Consider the following 17,639-nt stretch of genomic DNA (forward strand, 5'->3'; position numbering starts at 1 on the left):
TACGGTCGCGCTGCCACCCCCCGGGGTCCCGGCGCGACCGTAGGCGCATGGGATCACCTGTTCGCGAACTGGCCGAGGCCACGCCCGCCACCCGGGACCGCTACATCGACCTGCTGCGCGTCGCCTCGCTCGGCACGGTCGTCCTCGGCCACTGGCTGATGGCCGCCGTCACCACCGAGGGGGTCGGCAACCTCCTCGCCGTCGTACCGGGGCTCCAACTTCTCACGTGGGCCCTTCAGATCATGCCGGTGTTCTTCTTCGTCGGCGGCTTCTCCCACGCGCTGTCCTACCGCTCGCTGCTCCGCAGGCGGCCGGAGGGCTCCACCGGTTCCGTGTACCCGTCGTTCCTGCGGGCCAGGCTGCAACGGCTCCTGCGGCCGACCATGGTCTTCGTACTGGTGTGGGGGGTGGCCGCGCTCGCCGTCCAGCTCCTCGGCGGTGGCGGCGGGCTCACCGGGGTGACCCTGCGGCTGGTCACCCAGCCCCTCTGGTTCATCGGGATCTACCTGGCGATGGTCGCGTTCACCCCGGCCCTGCTGAAGCTGCACGACCGCTACGGCTGGGGCGCGTTCGCCGCGCTCGCGGGAGCCGCGGCCGTCGTGGACCTGCTGCGCTTCGCCGTCGGCGTCCCGTACGTCGAGTTCCTCAACTTCGCGTTCGTCTGGCTCGCGGTGCACCAGCTCGGATTCCTGCGCGCGGACGCCCGCATCCGCAGGCCCGCGCTCCTCGCCGGGGCCGGCCTGGCCGCCGCCGTCGCGCTGGTGGCCCTCGGTCCGTATCCGCTGTCCATGGTCGGCATGCCGGGCGAGAAGATCAGCAACATGGCACCCCCCACGCTCGCCCTGCTCGCTCACGGCCTCTGGCTGGTGGGCGCGGTCGAGCTGCTGAGGGCCCCCGGAGCCCGGCTGGTCGCCCGCCCCCGCGTCTGGCGCGCGGTCGTGGCCGCCAACGGCCTCGCGATGACCGCCTTCCTCTGGCACCTCACCGCGATGCTCGGCGTGTACGGGGCGATGATCGGCCTCGGCCTTCCCCTGCCCGAACCGGCCACCGGCGCCTGGTGGGCCCAGGTACCGCTGCGGATCGTCGCCGCCGTGGCGCTCACCGCGGTCCTGGTCGCGGCCTTCCGCACGTTCGAGCGACCCGTCCGCGTCGTCCCCGCCGGGGCCGCGAGCGGCGCCGGGGCCGTCTCCGCGCTCGGTGTGACCCTCGCCCTGCTCGGAGTGCTCGGTCTGTCCATGGTCGGCTACGCGGGCCTGCTGGAGGGCCGCACGGCACTCCTCATCGCCGTGCACGTCAGCGCCCCGGCGGCCGTGGCCATGGCGCTCGGCGGCTGGCTGCTGGTCGAGCGGGCGGGGCGGTGAGCCGGGAGGGGGCGGCGGGGGTGGTACGGGCGGAAGTGGTCAGCGACCGTAGTGGTAGCGGCACGAGACGATGCGTACTTCGTCCTCGAGCACGCGGTAGATGAGCCGGTGCTCCTCGCTGATCCGACGCAACCAGTACCCGTGGAAGTCATGCCGGAGAGGCTCCGGCTTGCCGATGCCTTCGTTTCCGTTGCGGTCGATGTCCTGGAGCAAGGTGTTGATCCGCTTGAGGATCTTCCGCTCCTGGGTCTGCCACCACACGTAGTCCACCCATGCGGATTCGTGCCAGACCGGCTTCATTCGATGAGCTCCCGTACAGTGCCGCCGCCGTTTTCAAGATCATCGATCGCTGCCAGAACGCGACGCGCGTTCTCGGGACTGCGGTACAGGTAAGCCGTCTCCTTCATGGCCTCGTACTCGTCGAGTGCGACGATCACCACGGGCTCATGCCCGGCGCGCGTCACTATGACCTCTTCGCGGTCGTTGACCACGGAGCTCAGGGTCTCGGCGTATTTGGCGCGAGATTCGGTATAGGTCATTGTCCGCACAGCAGCCTCCTCATGTACGTACAAAATCCTGTACGTACAGGATTTTGTACGCGGTATTCCGGTAGGCGGCAACGAGTGCGCCGGCGGCGTCAGCCCAGCTTCAGTGACGTCCTGGCCAGCTCGTACGCCGGGAGCATCTCCTCGTGCTCCTGCGAGTCCAGGCCGCCCAGGTGCACCACCACCGGGCCGTCGGGCGTCGCCACGGCGAAGGCCCGCTCCGTCTTCTTCCCGTCCAGCAGCTCGGCCTCCACCGTGTAGGTGACCTCCGCCGCCGCCACCGACCCCGCTTCGGTCTCCTCGTACGAGGCGCCCGTGGCGTTCGGGTCGCCCGCCACGAAGTCCTCCAGCGCCGCGCGCGGGGCCGTGCCGGCGCCCTTGCCCTGCCAGACCCGCAGGTAGCCGATGTTCCCCGCCGGTTTCGCGTCGATCTCGCAGACCATGGTGGCCGAGCCCTGCCGCCCCAGCGCGGCGAGCTCGGAGCCGGGCTCCACGTCGACGGCCTGCGGCTTCCAGTCCGCCGCCAGGTCGAAGGTCACCGGCAGCTCGCAGGCCGATCCGGCCCCGCCGAGCGTGACGCCCTTCTCCGGCGCTGCCGCGCTCTCCGCCGCCTGCGCGGGGGCGCCGTCCCCGTTCTTGCCGGGGTCCGCGCCACCGCCGGACGAGGACGAACAGCCGGCCATCACCACCGTCGCCAGGACCGCCGGAACCAGAGCCCGTATCGCGTGCCGCCTCATGAAGCTCCCACCCCAGACATGTTCCGAACCGCTCCGACCTGGGGTTACTCCCCATGATCGATCGCCGCACGCTATCGCACCCCACGCGGCGACTACTCTGGGACGTCGAGCGGTCCCCGACACAGGGATCCCCGAGGCAGGAGTGAAATGGCCGTCAATCTGGTCAATGTCGAGCAGGTCAGCAAGGTGTACGGCACCCGTGCCCTGCTCGACGGTGTATCCCTCGGGGTGTCCGAGGGCGACCGGATCGGCGTCGTCGGCCGCAACGGCGACGGCAAGACGACGCTCATCCGGATGCTGGCCAAGCTGGAGGAGGCCGACACCGGCCGGGTCACCCACAACGGCGGGCTGCGCCTGGGCGTCCTCACCCAGCACGATTCGCTGGACCCGCAAGCCACGATCCGGCACGAGGTCATCGGTGACCTCGAGGACCACGAGTGGGCGGGCAGCGCCAAGATCCGTGACGTGCTGACCGGGCTCTTCGGCGGTCTCGCCCTCCCCGGCTTCGAGCACGGCCTGGACACCGTCATCGCCCCGCTCTCCGGCGGCGAGCGGCGCCGGATCGCGCTGGCGAAGCTGCTGATCGCCGAGCAGGACCTGATCGTGCTCGACGAGCCGACCAACCACCTCGACGTCGAGGGCATCTCCTGGCTGGCCGGCCACCTGCGCGCCCGCCGCTCCGCCCTCGTCTGCGTCACCCACGACCGGTGGTTCCTGGACCAGGTCTGCACCCGCATGTGGGACGTCCAGCGCGGGAGTGTCCACGAGTACGAGGGCGGCTACAGCGACTACGTGTTCGCCCGGGCCGAGCGGGAGCGGATCGCCGCGACCGAGGAGTCCAAGCGGCAGAACCTGATGCGCAAGGAGCTGGCCTGGCTGCGGCGCGGCGCACCCGCCCGTACGTCCAAGCCGCGCTACCGCATCGAGGCGGCCAACGAGCTGATCGCCGACGTGCCGCCCCCGCGTGACACCAGCGAGCTGATGAAGTTCGCCAACGCCCGTCTCGGCAAGACCGTCTTCGACCTGGAGGACGTGACCGTCCAGGCCGGGCCCAAGACCCTGCTCACCCACCTCACCTGGCAGCTCGGCCCCGGGGACCGCATCGGCCTGGTCGGTGTGAACGGCGCGGGCAAGACCTCGCTGCTGCGGGCGCTCGCCGAGGCCTCCCGCAGCCAGGGTGACGTGCAGCCGGCCGCCGGGAAGATCGTCGTCGGCAAGACCGTCCGGCTCGCCTACCTCTCCCAGGAGGTGGCGGAGCTCGACAAGAACCTGCGCGTCCTCGAAGCCGTCCAGCAGGTGCGCGACCGCGTCGACCTCGGCAAGGGCCGCGAGATGACGGCGGGCCAGCTGTGCGAGCAGTTCGGCTTCGCCAAGGAGAAGCAGTGGACCCCGGTCGGTGACCTGTCCGGTGGCGAGCGGCGCCGGCTCCAGATCCTGCGTCTGCTGATGGACGAGCCCAACGTCCTCTTCCTCGACGAGCCCACCAACGACCTGGACATCGAGACCCTGACCCAGCTGGAGGACCTCCTCGACGGCTGGCCGGGATCGATGATCGTGATCTCCCACGACCGGTTCTTCATCGAGCGCACCACGGACAAGGTGATGGCGCTTCTCGGCGACCGCGCGCTGCGGATGCTGCCGCGCGGCATCGACGAGTACATCGAGCGCAGGCAGCGCATGGAGGAGACGGCGACGCCCGCGTCCTTCGCCGGATCCTCGGCGCCCAAGGCGGCGCCGGCCGAGACCGTCTCGCCGCAGGCCGCGCGTGCGGCGAAGAAGGAGCTGCAGAAGGTCGAGCGGCAGCTCGACAAGATGTCGACGAAGGAGACGTCGCTGCACGCCCAGATCGCCGACAACGCCACCGACTTCGAGAAGGTCGCCAAGCTCGACGCCGAACTGCGCGAGCTGGTGGCCGAGCGCGATGTGCTGGAGATGCGCTGGCTGGAGCTGGCCGAGGACGCGTGATCCCCCTGGCGTGACCGTAGTTGCCCGTGGGGCGGGTGGTGCATGGGTGGTACAAAGAAGCCCTGCCCGCTCCAGGGCACCGGACGCGAACGCACGAAGGGGGACGTGCTGATGACCCAGCCGCCCGGTCAGCAGCAACCGCAGCAGGGGGGCTTCGGGGCTCCGTACGATCCCCCGCCGGACACGGCCCCGCCGCCGCAGCCGGGCTACGGCTTCCCGCCCCCGCAGCCCGGCCCGTACGGCCAGCAGCCCGGCCCGTACGGCCAGCAGCCCGGCCCGTACGGCCAGCAGCCCGGCCCGTACGGCCAGCAGCCCGGCCCGTACGGCCAGCAGCCCCCGCAGCCCGGTCCCTATGCCCCGCAGCCCGGGCAGCCCTCGCCGCCCGTCCCCTACACCCCGCCGTATCCGCAGCAGCCCGGCCCGTACGCGCAGCAGCCGGGGTACGGCTACCCGCCGCAGCCCCCCACCGCCGCGGCGCCCCCGGCCACGGGCGGTCCCGGCGGCGGAGGGCGCTTCCGGAGCAGGCCCGGCGTGCTCCTCGGCGCCGTACTCGCCGCGCTCCTGCTGGCCGGCGGCGGGATCTGGCTGGCCACGGGCGACGACGGAGGCGGGAAGAAGCCCGTCGCCGGCCCGAGCGACGACGGCAAGAAGCCCACCGCCCCACCCACCTCCGACGACGAGACCTTCGCCGGGCCCACGGCCGCCGAGCTCAACGCCGGGCGGAAGACGGGCGAGGCGAAGGTGGCCTGGCTCCAGGAGAACGGGGTCGACCTCCCGCAGTACGGCGAGGAGACGCACGGCCCCTGGTTCGCCGGGGACGTCATCGCCAAGGGCATGTACCGCAAGGTGACCGGCTACGCGGTGGACGACGGGGCCGAGCGGTGGAGTCTCGCGCTGCCCACCGACCTCTGCGCCTCGCCCACCGCCCCCACGGCCGACGGCAAGGTCGTCGTCGGCATCGAGGACAACGTCTCGGAGTCGGAGGCGTCCTGCTCCGTCCTGCAGATGATCGACCTGCGGACCGGCAAGGCGGGCTGGAAGAAGACGGTCGACCGTTCCGGCCTGCAGGACGGTCTCTCGCACGTCGCCATGTCCATCAGCGGGGACACGGTCACCTTCGGACGCAACACCGCGTCGAACGCCTACCGGGTCAGCGACGGGAAGGAGCTCTTCGGGAAGCGTGAAGGCGTCTGCCAGCCCTTCGCGTTCACCGGCGGCCCCCGGATGATCGCTGCCGTCAGCTGTCAGGCCGAACCCGCCGACCCGGTCCGCCAGCAGGTCCAGGAGGTCGACCCGGTCACCGGAGCGCCGAAGTGGACGTACGAGCTGAAGGCCGGCTGGTCGGTCGCCCACGTCTACTCCACGAGCCCGCTGGTCATCTCGATCAAGCAGCCGGAGAAGTGGGCGGTCGTCGTCCTGAACGACGACGGGACCTATCGCTCGCAGATGGTGGGCGAGGAGGACTACGGCGTCCGGTGCGGCGAGGAGTCCGTGGAGACCGGCAGCAATCTGGACGACTGCGCGGGGGTCGCCGCGGACGCGAGCAGGTTCTATCTGTCGACCCTCCCCGAGGACGGCGCGAAGACGCAGACGAACAAGGTGGTCGCGTTCGACCTGGCCACCGGGAAGTCCGTGTGGAAGGCGCCCGCTCCGGCCGGGCGGCTCATGTTCCCGCTGCGCATGGAGAAGGGGAAGGTGCTGGTCCACGTGGAGGCCGTGTACCGCGGGGGCGGCGAGATCGGCACCCTCGCCCCGTCCTCGGGGACCTACGCGACCCTGCTGAAGCACCCCGCTTCGGCCGCCGGGACGGAGAGCTCGCTCTTCGTACCGAAGGTGGCCTACCGCGAGGGCCGTTCCTATCTGCTGCCGCAGAGAATCAGCCAGGACGAGGACGAGGAGGAGAAGGCGGCCACCGCCGTGCTCGTCTACGGCGAATAGCGGCCGGACCGGGGGTGTTCCCTGAAATCGGCCCTCAGTGGGTGGACTTGACGGAACGTCGGCGGGAAGGGCCCCGGCGGCCCCCGGACAGGCGCGTAACGAGGGCATCACGGGCCGGTTCTCCCTTGGGAACAGGGGATGGACCGAGCCGGTGCCACGCCGGTGCGGGTGGTACAAAGAAGCCCCGCTCGACTGTCTTAAAGCCGCGGAAGCCATGCCCGATTCGCTCCTTTCCGGGGGGAATTCAGAGATGTCTCGCACCTGACCTCTGAGCCCAGCGGAATCGCGGGGGAGACCGGACCGGGCACCGGACCGCACGAAGGGGGACGTGCTGATGACCCAGCCGCCCAGCCAGCAACCGCCGCAGGGGGGCTTCGGGGCTCCGCAGGACCCGCAGGGCACTCCTCAGCCACCCCAGCAGCCGCCGACCCCACCGGCGGCCCCGCCGCAGATGCCGCCCACGCCCCCGCCCACCCAGCCCGGTTACGGCTATCCGCAGGCGCCCGGGGCTCAGCCCGGCTACGGCTACCCGCAATCGCCCGGCCAGGCCACCCCCGGCCCGTACGCGCAGCAGCCAGGGCCCTACGGCGCCCCGGCCGGCCCCTACGCGCAGCAGCCCGGCCCGTACGGCCAGCAGCCGACCGTCGGGTACGGCTATCCGCAGCAGCAGTACCCCGGCGCACCCACCCCGGGCGGCTCCGGCGGCGGTCCCTTCAAGGGCAAGCCCGCGCTCGTCGTCGCCGCGGCGCTCGCTGGGCTCCTCGTCGTGGGCGGCGGCATCTTCCTCGCCACGAGCGGCGGTGACGACGAGAAGAAGCCCGTCGCCGGGTCGACCAGCGCCGCCCCCGGCCCGAGCGCCTCGCCCACCGTCGACCAGGGCGACGGCAAGGGGGACGGCCGCGAGGCCGACGACGACCTCAACGCCGGGCGCAAGGCCGGCGAGGCCAAGGTCCTCTGGCTGACGACGAACGACGTCGACCTGCCGCGCAACGGCGCCGACGTGTACGGCCCGTGGATCGTCGGGGACACCCTCGTCAAGGGCATGTACCGCTCGGTCACCGGCTATTCGGTGGCCGACGGGAAGAAGAAGTGGACCCTGGCGCTGCCCGCCGACATGTGCGCGGCACCCGCCACGGCGACCGCCGACGGCAAGGTCGTCATCGGCGTGAAGAACGGCACCACGGACAAGGCCGACTGCGCCGACCTCCAGATGATCGACCTCAACACCGGCAAGGCCGGCTGGAAGAAGTCGGTCACCCAGAACGGCACCTGGGACATGCTGTCGGACATCGGCCTGGCCATCAGCGGTGACACCGTGACCGTCGGCCGTACCGGCAACTCCAACGCCTACCGGGTCAGCGACGGCAAGGAGCTGTTCGGCAAGCCGTCGGGGAACTGCCAGCCGTTCGCCTTCGCCGGCGGTCCCAAGCTGATCTCCGCGTCGAGCTGCCGCACCGACGACGCGGCCAACCCGCAGCACCGGATCCAGGAGGTCGACCCCACCACGGGGAAGGCCAAGTGGACGTACACCCCCAAGCGCGGCTGGGAGGTCGACAAGGTCTACTCGGTGAGCCCGCTCGTCGTCTCGCTGACCCAGTCCGAGCAGAAGAAGTGGTCCATCCTCGCGCTCAAGGAGAACGGAACGCTCCGCTCCCAGCTGGTCGGTGACAAGGAGGACAAGTTCTCCGTCGACTGCGGCCACGACTTCGCCATCTTCGGGCAGCAGCTGGAGGGGTGCGCCGGCATTGCGGCCGACGCCAACACCTTCTACATGATGACCGAGGACGACACGAGCGGCACCGGCCGCACCAACAAGGTCATCGCCTTCGACCTGAACACCGGCAAGCCCAAGTGGAAGGCCGCGGCCCCCGCCGAGCGCACCATGAAGCCGCTCCGGATGGAGGGCGGCAACGTCCTCGTCTACCTGGAGCCGTCCTACGACAAGGGCGGGGCGATCGCGACGATCGCACCCACCGGTGGCGCGCCCAAGGTGCTGCTCCAGCACCCGGACTCGACGACGCAGATCGAGAACTTCTTCTCGTCCAAGATCGCGTACGTGGGTGGCCGCTCCTTCATCGTCAGCGACCGCGTCAGCGCGAGCAACGACGAGGAGGAGAAAGAGCAGACGACCATGATGGCCTTCGGCAAGTGACGCCCGGGCCCGGCAACCGCAGCCCCTCCTTCTCAGACCCCGCAGAGGTACGTACGCCATGACCCAGCCGCCCAGCGAACCGCCCCAGGGCGGGTTCGGCGCCCCGCAGGACCCGCCGCCCGGTGGATTCGGCGCGCCCACCCCGCCTCCCGCCGACCCGTTCGGCAAGCAGCCCCCGGCCGCGCCGCCGACCTCTCCGGCCGGTGGCTACGGCACCCCGCCGCCCCCTCCGGCCGGCGGCTACGGCAGCCCGACGCCTCCGCCCGGCCAGCCGCAGCAGAACCCCGCGTACGGCTACCCGCAGGCCCCGCCCCCCGGGCAGCCGCCCACCCAGCCCGGCTACGGCTTCCCGCAGGGTCCGCCTCCCGGGCAGCCCGGCATGCCGCAGGGCTACGGCTACCCGACCGCTCCCATGCAGCCGCAGTACGGCGCGCCGCAGCCGAGCGGCCCCAAGAAGTTCAGCACCCAGATGAAGATCATCGTCGCTGCGGCCGTCGCCGTGGTGCTGATCGTCGGCGGCGGAGTCATCTACGCCTCCAGCGGCGACGACGGCGGGAAGCAGGACGAGGCCTCCTCCGCGGGCTCCACCGGCGGCGGCGAGGGCAAGGGCGGCGAGGGTGAGGGCCTGGGCGGCGGCAGCGAGAAGGCCCCCGCGAACACCGCGTCCAAGGTCGGCTTCCAGCTCCCGCACCCGAAGGTCACCGACACCACGACCGTCGACGGCTCCTGGGTCACCGACAAGGCGTACGTGAAGACCGGCGTCAACGAGATCGTCGGCTACGACGTCGCCAAGGGCACCAAGCTCTGGTCGATCCCGCTGGCCGGCCAGGTCTGCGCCGCGTCCCGGCACATGAGCAAGGACTACAAGACCGCCGTCGTCTTCGAGGAGGGCAAGCCGACCGCGGCCGACAAGTACCCCTCCTGCAACAAGGTCGGCGCGCTGGACCTGGCCACCGGCAAGCTGATCTGGAGCAAGTCGGTCACCTCCGCGTCCAGCGGCGACGAGCCCATCAGGTTCAACGAGGTCACGCTCAGCGGCAGTACGGTGGCCGCGGGCGGCACCAGCGGCGGCGCGGCGTTCAACCTGGCCGACGGGGCCGAGCTCTGGAAGCCGCAGACCGACACCAACAACTGCTCGGACCGCGGATACGGCGGCGGCGAAGCCCTCGCCGTGGTCCGCAGGTGCGGCAGCTACGACGAACCGCAGCTCACCATCCAGGCGCTGAACCCGACCACCGGCGCACCGCTCTCCTCGTACGAGATGCCGGCCGGCGTGGAGTACGCGAGCATCGTCTCCACCAAGCCGCTCGTCGTCGCGGCCGACGTCGGTGACACCGCCGGTGACGGCAGTGGCATCTCGGACTTCTTCTCCATCGACGCGAAGACCGGCAAGCTCCTCGTCCGGATCTCCGCCGACGCGGACAAGTACGCCGCCGAGTGCGGCTCCACCGAGGTCGAGACGTGCAGCTCCGTGGCCGTCGGCAACAACAGGCTGTACGTGCCGACCGAGGAGCACGAGGGCGGCGGCGAGTACGGGGACACCAACGAGATCGTGGCCTTCGACCTCACCACGGGCAAGCTCGTCGGCGGCAAGGCGGACGCGGGCGACCGCTACACGCTGACCCCGCTGCGCATGGACGGCACGAACGTCATCGCCTACAAGCGGCCCCCGTACGACAAGGGCGGCCAGATCGTCTCCATCGACGGCTCCTCCTTCAAGGAGACCGTCCTGATGGTCAACCCCGACGACGAGACGGTCCGTGACGCGGAGACCAGCTTCTCCACCGACTACGCGGAGTTCCTCTACGAGAAGGGCCGGCTGTTCATCTCGGAGAAGATGATCAGCGAGCCCAGCAAGAGCTCCGGCTCGCTGGACGACAAGCAGTACCTCGTCGTCTCGTTCACCACCTCCTGACGACTCGCCCCCCGGTTCACGGGGAGCGGCCACGGCCCTGCCGGTCGATCTTCCGACCGGCAGGGCCGATCGCTTTCTGTCGTGCAAGTAGCCCTGAATGGCGCAGAATTCGGCATTCTGGGGGGCTTCTGCCCGGTAGGGGGCGCACGACGTCGAACAAGCGTGTAACTTGCCGGGTCAGAGGGGCCGGGGGGCCTGATCAGGTTTTGCGCAGCGGTACGGCGCTGTACACATGGGGGCTATCTCGATGGGCGTGCGGCTCATGGTGGTCGATGACCACCGTCTGCTCGCCGAGGCACTCGCCTCGGCTCTGAAACTGCGGGGGCACAGGGTGCTCGCCTCTGCCGCGCCCACGTCCGGGTCCGCGGAACTCGTCGTCAGCAGGGCGCCGGAGGTCTGCCTGTTCGGCACGGCCGCTCCCTCGGAACCCGGAGTGTTCGACCCGATCGTGCGGATCGGGCGGGAGCGCCCGCAGGTGGCCGTGGTGGTGCTCGGCCCGGTGCCGAGCCCGCGCGGGATCGCCGCCGCCTTCGCCGCGGGGGCGGCCGGCTACGTACGCCACGACGAGCGCATCGAGGGCGTCGAACGCGCGATGGTCAAGGCCCGCGCGGGCGAGGCGGCGGTCGCCCCGCAGCTGCTGCGGGGCGCGTTCTCCGAGCTCCTGCACCCCGCTGTCCAGCCGGACGACGAGGGCCAGCGGCTCCTGCGGATGCTCACCCCGCGCGAGGTCGAGGTGCTGGTGCGGGTCGCCGAGGGCGAGGACACCCGGCTGATCGCCGCGGGCATGGGCATCGCGCCCAGCACCGCGCGCACGCACGTCCAGCGGGTGCTGATGAAGCTGGGCGTCGGCTCCCGGCTGGAGGCCGCGGCACTCGCGGCGCGTACGGGGCTGCTGGACAGGGCGGCCGGAACGCCGCAGGGGCCGGACGGTCTCGCGTGAACGCGTGACGGTCCGGCCCCCCTGCCGACGGGCCGGTCAGCTCTCCGGCGTGCCGGCGACCTCCTCGGGCACCTGGGCCGGGCGCAGCTTCATCCAGATCAGGAAGAACAGCCCGAGCACCAGCATGGCCAGGCCGGTCCACAGGTTTATGTGGACGCCTTCGGCCTTCTTCAGGTCGGCCTCGGACGGGTCGATCCCGGCGATGGTGACGATCACTCCGTAGACCACGAAGAGACCGCCGATGATCCGCCGGATGTCGAAGAGCCGGGCCGCGGTCGCGGACGTGCGCTCCAGTTCGGAGACTTCCTTGTGCAGGTCGGACATGGTGATGCCTCCGATCAGAGCGAGTAGGGCAGGTAGCAGAGGGTGGCGAGGACGATGGCACCCCAGCCGAGCAGCGCCGGCTTGCGGTACCAGGCGTCGTCGCCCTCCTCCGGCGCCTCGTCGGCGTCCGGGGACTCCGTCCCGTAGACCAGACCGGCCAGCTCGGCCTCCGGCTTGGGGGCGGTGAACAGGGTGACGGCGACCATCACGACCGCGCCCGCCACGAAACCGACGATGGCGGAGACGAAGTTGGCGCCCTGGTCGGACGGGATGTCGATGATGCCCTGCTTGTAGATGACGAAGTAGTTCACCATCGCGGCCGTGGTGCCCGCGACGAGGCCCCAGACACCGGACTTCATCGAGGCGCGCTTCCAGAACATGCCGATGATGAAGACCACGAACATCGGGACGTTGAAGAACGAGAACAGCGTCTGGAGGTACGTCATGATGTTGGAGAAGCTGGCGGCGATGAACGCCGTGCCGATCGAGGCCAGCACGCCCACCGCGGTGATCAGCCGCCCGAAGCGCAGGTAGTACGCGTCGGGCTGGTCCTTCTTCACGTACCGCTGCCAGATGTCCGTGGTGAACACCGTGTTGAACGAGGACACGTTGGCGGCCATACCGGCCATGAACGCGGCCAGCAGGCCCGTCACCGCGATGCCCAGCACGCCGTTGGGCAGGAGTTCCTGCATCAGCAGCGGAATGGCGTCGTTGTAGGTGAGGTCCGAACCGGCGGTTCCGATCTTGGGAACGACCGCGGCGGCGACCAGGCCCGGGATCATCACCGCGAAGACGATGAAGATCTTCGGGAAGGCCGCGATCAGCGGGGTGCGCTGCGCGGCCGACAGGTTCTTCGCGGACAGGGCGCGCTGCACCTCGGCGAAGTTGGTGGTCCAGTAGCCGAAGGACAGGACGAAGCCGAGGCCGAGGATGATCGTCAGCCAGTTGGCGCCGAGCGGGTTGGCGTCACCGATGCCGGTGCCGCCCCAGGCGGACATGAAGTCCGTGCCGTGCTGCTTCTCCAGCGAGCCGCTGAGCCCGTCCCAGCCGCCGACACGCTTGAGGCCCAGCAGGGTCAGCGGTATCAGGGCGGCGAGGATGACGAAGAACTGCAGCACCTCGTTGTAGATCGCCGAGGAGAGGCCGCCGATGGTGATGTAGACGAGGACGAAGAGCCCCGCGACGACGATCGCGACCCACTGCGGCCAGCCGAGGAGCGCCTCCACGACGATCGACAGGGCGTAGAGGTTCACGCCCGCGATCAGGATCGCCGCGAAGGCGAAGAGGACGGAGCTCAGCAGGTGCGCCGACCTGTCGAAGCGCTGGAGCAGGAACTCCGGTACGGAGCGGACCTTCGACCGGTAGTAGAAGGGCATCATCACCAGGCCGAGGAAGACCATGGCCGGGATGGCGCCGATCCAGTACCAGTGGACGACCGCGACGCCGTACTGCGCGCCCGTCGCTGCCATACCGAGGATCTCGGTGGCCCCGAGGTTCGCCGCGACGAAGGCCAGACCGGTCACCCAGGCGGGCAGGGACCGGCCGGAGAGGAAGAAGTCGAGACTCGTCTTCACGCTGGCCCGGGCGGCGAAGCCGATGCCGAGCACCACGACGAAGTAGATCGCCAGAATTGTGTAATCGAGCCCGTTCGTGGGGAGCCGGAGCCCTTCGGCCAGATAGTGCATGGGGGGTACTCGCTTCGTTGCGCGAACTGAACCCGTCGGAACCTACGCCTTTGTGTTCAGAAAATGAACAGGTTGAGTGGCGTTCTTTGTTTGATCGTGATCGCACGCGGGGAAAATGTCCCGATCCGCCCGCCCCTGCGCCCGGCATGTCCACAGGAATCGTCGCCATTGACGTGCCGTGTTGACTTGTGATTTGTTATGTGCGGTTCTGTTTGAGGGCGTTACATGGAGGAGCCTGGTGAAGAAGACGGTTACGACCCTCGCCGACGGCCGTGAGCTGATCTATTACGACTCGGCCGACGACACCGTCCGCGACGCCGTCGACCTGCGGCCCCTGGACGCCGTCTCGACGTCGTCGGAGATCCGCCGCGACCCGCTCCTCGGCGACTCGGTGGCCATCGCCTCGCACCGGCAGGGGCGCACGTACCACCCCCCGGCCGACGAGTGCCCGCTCTGCCCCTCGCGCGAGGGGCGCCTCAGCGAGATCCCCGACACCGCCTACGACGTCGCCGTCTTCGAGAACCGCTTCCCGTCCCTCGCCGGTGACTCCGGCCGCTGCGAGGTCGTCTGCTTCACCTCCGACCACGACGTCTCCTTCGCCGGCCTCACCGAGGAACAGGCCGCCCTGGTCCTGGAGGCATGGACCGACCGCACCGCCGACCTCGCCGAGCTCCCCCAGGTCGCCCAGGTCTTCTGCTTCGAGAACCGCGGCGCCGAGATCGGCGTCACCCTCGGCCACCCGCACGGGCAGATCTACGGCTACCCCTTCGTCACCCCGCGCACCGAGCAGATGATGCGGTCGATGGAGAGCCACCGCGCCGGCACCGGCCGCAACCTCTTCGACGACGTCGTCGCCCGCGAGCTGGCCGACGGCGAACGCGTCGTCCTGGAGGGGGAGCACTGGGTCGCCTTCGTGCCGTACGCCGCGCACTGGCCCTACGAGGTGCACCTCCACCCGCGCCGCCGTGTGCCCGACCTGCGGGAGCTCGACGCGGGCGCCCGCACAGAGTTCCCACAGATCTATCTGGAACTCTTGAGGCGATTCGACCGGATCTTCGGCCCCGGCGAGCCGCCGACCCCGTACATCTCGGCCTGGCACCAGGCCCCCTTCAAGGCGCCCGGCCGCGAGGAGTTCGGGCTGCACCTGGAGCTTTTCACCATCAGGCGGACCTCCGGCAAGCTGAAGTTCCTCGCGGGCTCCGAGTCCGGCATGGGCGCGTTCATCAACGACGTGCCGCCGGAGGCCGCGGCCCAGCGACTGCGAGAGGTAGCGAGCGAATGAGCAGCAGCACCGGCAAGAAGTACCTGGTGACGGGTGGTGCGGGGTATGTCGGCAGTGTCGTCGCCGCGCACCTGCTGGAGGCCGGTCACACCGTGACCGTCCTCGACGACCTGTCGACCGGATTCCGCGAGGGCGTCCCCGAGGGTGCCGAGTTCGTCGAGGGCCGCATCCAGGACGCCGCCACCTGGCTCGACGCCTCGTACGACGGGGTGCTGCACTTCGCGGCGTACTCCCAGGTCGGCGAGTCCGTCGTCGACCCGGAGAAGTACTGGGTCAACAACGTCGGCGGGACGACCGCCCTGCTCGCGGCGATGCGCGACGCCGGGGTCCGGACCCTGGTCTTCTCCTCCACCGCGGCGACCTACGGCGAGCCGGTCTCCAGTCCCATCACGGAGTCCGACCCCACCGCGCCGACCAGCCCGTACGGCGCCTCCAAGCTCGCCGTCGACCACATGATCAGCGGCGAGGCGACCGCCCACGGCCTGGCAGCCGTCTCCCTGCGCTACTTCAACGTGGCGGGCGCCTACGGCAGCTGCGGCGAGCGCCACAGCCCCGAGTCGCACCTCATCCCGCTCGTCCTCCAGGTCGCCCTGGGGCAGCGCGAGACGATCTCCGTCTACGGCGACGACTACCCGACCCCGGACGGCACCTGCGTACGCGACTACATCCACGTCGCCGACCTCGCCGAGGCCCACCTGCTGGCCCTGGAGGCGGCCACCGCGGGTGAGCACCTCATCTGCAACCTGGGCAACGGCAACGGCTTCTCCGTGCGCGAGGTCATCGAGACCGTCCGCCAGGTCACCGGCCACCCCGTCCCCGAGACCGCGGCCCCCCGGCGCGGCGGCGACCCCGCCGTCCTCGTCGCCTCCGCGGCCACCGCCAGGGAGCGGCTCGGCTGGAAGCCGTCCCGCCCCGACCTGGCCGCCATCGTCGCCGACGCGTGGACGTTCGCCCGCCGAGAGGAGCCCACCGCACCATGACCGACAACGCCGAGCTGACCGCCTCCTTCACCGAGCTGTACGGGACCGCCCCCGAAGGGATCTGGGCAGCACCCGGACGGGTGAACCTGATCGGTGAGTACACCGACTTCAACGGCGGCTTCGTCATGCCGCTCGCCCTCCCGCACCACGCCCGCGCGGCCGTCTCCCGCCGCACGGACGGACAGCTGCGCCTGCACTCCACGGACGTGCCGGGCGGGGTCGTCTCCCTGCGCGTGGACGAGCTCGCCCCGCACTCCGGCCACGGCTGGGCCGCCTACCCGGCAGGTGTCGTCTGGGCGCTGCGCGAGGCCGGGCACCCGGTCACCGGTGCGGACATCCAGCTCACCTCGACCGTGCCCGTCGGCGCCGGCCTCTCCTCGTCGGCCGCCCTGGAGGTCGTCACCGCGCTCGCCCTGAACGACCTGTTCGAACTGGGCCTGAGCGCACCGGAGATCGCCGTGCTCGGCCAGCGCGCCGAGAACGCCTTCGTCGGTGTGCCCTGCGGTGTCATGGACCAGATGGCCTCGGCGTGCTGCACCGAGGGCCACGCCCTGCACCTGGACACCCGCGATCTCACCGTGCGCCAGGTTCCCTTCGACCTGGCCGCGCAGGGGCTGCGGCTGCTGGTCGTCGACACCCGGGTCAAGCACGCCCTGGGCGACGGCGCGTACGCGGAGCGCAGGGCCGGCTGCGAGGCGGGCGCCCGGGCGCTCGGCATCGGGACCCTGCGCGACCTTCCGTACGAGGGTCTGGACGCCGCGCTGGACACGCTCCGGGCGTCGGGCGAGGACGAGTCGGTCGTGCGCTACGTCCGCCACGTGGTGAGCGACAACCACCGCGTGGAGCAGGTCATCGCGCTGCTCGACGCGGGGGACGTACGGGCCGCGGGCCCGGTGCTCAACGCGGGACACGTCTCGCTCCGCGACGATCTGCGGGTCTCCTGCGCCGAGTTGGATCTCGTCGTCTCGGCGGCGAACGCGGCCGGGGCGCTCGGTGCCAGGATGACCGGGGGCGGCTTCGGCGGCTCGGCGATCGTGCTGGTGGAGGAGGCGATGGCGGACACCGTCGCCAAGGCCGTGACGGAGGCCTTCACCTCCGCCGGCTACGCCACCCCAGGAGTCTTCCCCGCCGTTCCCTCGGCGGGTGGCCGGCGGCTGGTTCCAGCCGCTTGACGAAGATGAACTCCACCACGCCGGGCGGATAGTCCTCGATCGCGCCGACCACCTCGTACCCCTGGTTCCGGTAGAAGCCAGGGGCCTGGAAGTCCCAGGTCTCCAGCCGGGACCGGGTGCAGGAGCGGTCGTCGCGGGCGAGGCGTTCCGCCTCGGCGAGCAGCCGTGCACCGTGGCCCAGGCCGCGGTGGCGGCCATCCACCCAGAGCAGGTCCACATGGAGCCAGTAGGCCCAGGTCCGTCCGCTCAGACCACCGGCCAGTTCGCCCTGGTCGTCCAGCAGCCATATGTCCAGCGGCAGTTCGTGTTCGGCCGGGGTGGAGTGCAGGGCACGCAGCCGCGGTGATCCCTCCCAGTTGTCCTCGTGCAGCCGACGGCCCAGCAGAATACGTCGTTCCTTGTCTACTTCTGTCTCAAGACGGAACATGCACAACACCCTAAACACCTCGGATGGTCAGTTCTGCGAATCGCCTTCCGCCGCCCATCGCCCGCCGTACGCTGATGCACAGCACCGGTGGGGGCCGGTGTCGTTTCAGGGGACGAGACAGTCGGATGCGACGCCCGGGGCGGGTGGCGGCCGGCGCACGGCGGCGGTCGTGGGCCTGCGGTTCACCGGAGTGCTCCGGGCGTCGCATCCGCCGTG

The 17,639-nt window shown here is 70.6% G+C and carries 14 protein-coding genes and 1 pseudogene; 9 read left to right on the forward strand and 6 right to left on the reverse strand.

What is annotated here, in order from left to right; genetic code table 11:
* The first annotated feature begins 47 nt into the window (after nt 1-47).
* Complete coding sequence (locus ACFY8O_RS26420; RefSeq protein WP_387906439.1) at nt 48-1,361, forward strand: acyltransferase family protein; 1,314 nt, start codon at nt 48-50, stop codon at nt 1,359-1,361.
* A gap of 39 nt (nt 1,362-1,400) precedes the next feature.
* Here ACFY8O_RS26420 and ACFY8O_RS26425 read toward each other — a convergent pair whose 3' ends face one another.
* The 3 genes from ACFY8O_RS26425 to ACFY8O_RS26435 form a co-directional block, all read right to left on the reverse strand.
* A complete protein-coding gene (locus tag ACFY8O_RS26425; RefSeq protein WP_387906441.1) occupies nt 1,401-1,661 on the reverse strand; it encodes a Txe/YoeB family addiction module toxin in 261 nt (86 codons plus the stop codon).
* Nucleotides 1,658-1,909, reverse strand: a complete 252-nt coding sequence (locus ACFY8O_RS26430; protein WP_356742329.1) for a type II toxin-antitoxin system Phd/YefM family antitoxin — start codon at nt 1,907-1,909, stop codon at nt 1,658-1,660. The genes ACFY8O_RS26425 and ACFY8O_RS26430 overlap by 4 nt, the downstream gene beginning before the upstream one ends.
* Nucleotides 1,910-1,998: 89 nt before the next feature.
* Nucleotides 1,999-2,643 carry a lipoprotein gene (locus ACFY8O_RS26435; protein ID WP_387906444.1) on the reverse strand — a complete coding sequence of 215 codons (645 nt, stop codon included), beginning with the start codon at nt 2,641-2,643 and terminating at the stop codon, nt 1,999-2,001.
* Between the two features lie 147 nt (nt 2,644-2,790).
* Here ACFY8O_RS26435 and ACFY8O_RS26440 point away from each other — a divergent pair, with 147 nt between their 5' ends.
* From ACFY8O_RS26440 to ACFY8O_RS26460, 5 genes are all read left to right on the forward strand, one after another.
* Nucleotides 2,791-4,608: an ABC-F family ATP-binding cassette domain-containing protein gene (locus ACFY8O_RS26440; RefSeq protein WP_145809057.1), complete on the forward strand. Its 1,818-nt coding sequence runs from the start codon at nt 2,791-2,793 to the stop codon at nt 4,606-4,608.
* A 42-nt stretch (nt 4,609-4,650) separates the two neighbouring features.
* Nucleotides 4,651-6,546, forward strand: coding sequence for an outer membrane protein assembly factor BamB family protein (locus tag ACFY8O_RS26445; protein WP_387906447.1), 1,896 nt, complete (start codon nt 4,651-4,653; stop codon nt 6,544-6,546).
* 334 nt (nt 6,547-6,880) lie between these two features.
* Nucleotides 6,881-8,698 carry an outer membrane protein assembly factor BamB family protein gene (locus ACFY8O_RS26450; protein WP_387906450.1) on the forward strand — a complete coding sequence of 606 codons (1,818 nt, stop codon included), beginning with the start codon at nt 6,881-6,883 and terminating at the stop codon, nt 8,696-8,698.
* Nucleotides 8,699-8,756: 58 nt separating this feature from the next.
* Complete coding sequence (locus tag ACFY8O_RS26455; RefSeq protein ID WP_387906452.1) at nt 8,757-10,613, forward strand: outer membrane protein assembly factor BamB family protein; 1,857 nt, start codon at nt 8,757-8,759, stop codon at nt 10,611-10,613.
* Nucleotides 10,614-10,860: 247 nt separating this feature from the next.
* On the forward strand, nt 10,861-11,553 hold the full coding sequence (locus ACFY8O_RS26460; RefSeq protein WP_387906683.1) for a helix-turn-helix transcriptional regulator: 693 nt from the start codon (nt 10,861-10,863) through the stop codon (nt 11,551-11,553).
* Nucleotides 11,554-11,589: 36 nt separating this feature from the next.
* On the opposite strand, the gene ACFY8O_RS26465 is transcribed toward ACFY8O_RS26460, so the two are convergent.
* Nucleotides 11,590-11,877: a hypothetical protein gene (locus ACFY8O_RS26465; protein WP_387906455.1), complete on the reverse strand. Its 288-nt coding sequence runs from the start codon at nt 11,875-11,877 to the stop codon at nt 11,590-11,592.
* 14 nt (nt 11,878-11,891) lie between these two features.
* A complete protein-coding gene (locus ACFY8O_RS26470) occupies nt 11,892-13,562 on the reverse strand; it encodes a sodium:solute symporter family protein (protein ID WP_387906457.1) in 1,671 nt (556 codons plus the stop codon).
* 238 nt (nt 13,563-13,800) lie between these two features.
* Between ACFY8O_RS26470 and galT the strand changes: the two genes are divergently transcribed.
* The 3 genes from galT to galK are packed head-to-tail and all read left to right on the forward strand — an operon-like array spanning nt 13,801 to nt 16,996.
* On the forward strand, nt 13,801-14,844 hold the full coding sequence (galT, locus tag ACFY8O_RS26475) for a galactose-1-phosphate uridylyltransferase (RefSeq protein WP_387906460.1): 1,044 nt from the start codon (nt 13,801-13,803) through the stop codon (nt 14,842-14,844).
* Nucleotides 14,841-15,824 carry a UDP-glucose 4-epimerase GalE gene (galE, locus tag ACFY8O_RS26480; RefSeq protein ID WP_145809048.1) on the forward strand — a complete coding sequence of 328 codons (984 nt, stop codon included), beginning with the start codon at nt 14,841-14,843 and terminating at the stop codon, nt 15,822-15,824. Before galT ends, galE begins: the two co-directional genes overlap by 4 nt.
* On the forward strand, nt 15,821-16,996 hold the full coding sequence (galK, locus tag ACFY8O_RS26485) for a galactokinase (protein WP_145809047.1): 1,176 nt from the start codon (nt 15,821-15,823) through the stop codon (nt 16,994-16,996). Before galE ends, galK begins: the two co-directional genes overlap by 4 nt.
* On the opposite strand, the pseudogene ACFY8O_RS26490 reads toward galK, so the two are convergent.
* Nucleotides 16,986-17,423 (reverse strand): annotated as a pseudogene (locus ACFY8O_RS26490) (GNAT family N-acetyltransferase); the annotation flags it as partial. The gene galK and the pseudogene ACFY8O_RS26490 overlap by 11 nt on opposite strands.
* Between the last annotated feature and the right edge of the window lie 216 nt (nt 17,424-17,639).

It is taken from the genome of Streptomyces argenteolus (genome assembly GCF_042902585.1).
Classification (GTDB): Bacteria; Actinomycetota; Actinomycetes; order Streptomycetales; family Streptomycetaceae; genus Streptomyces; species Streptomyces argenteolus.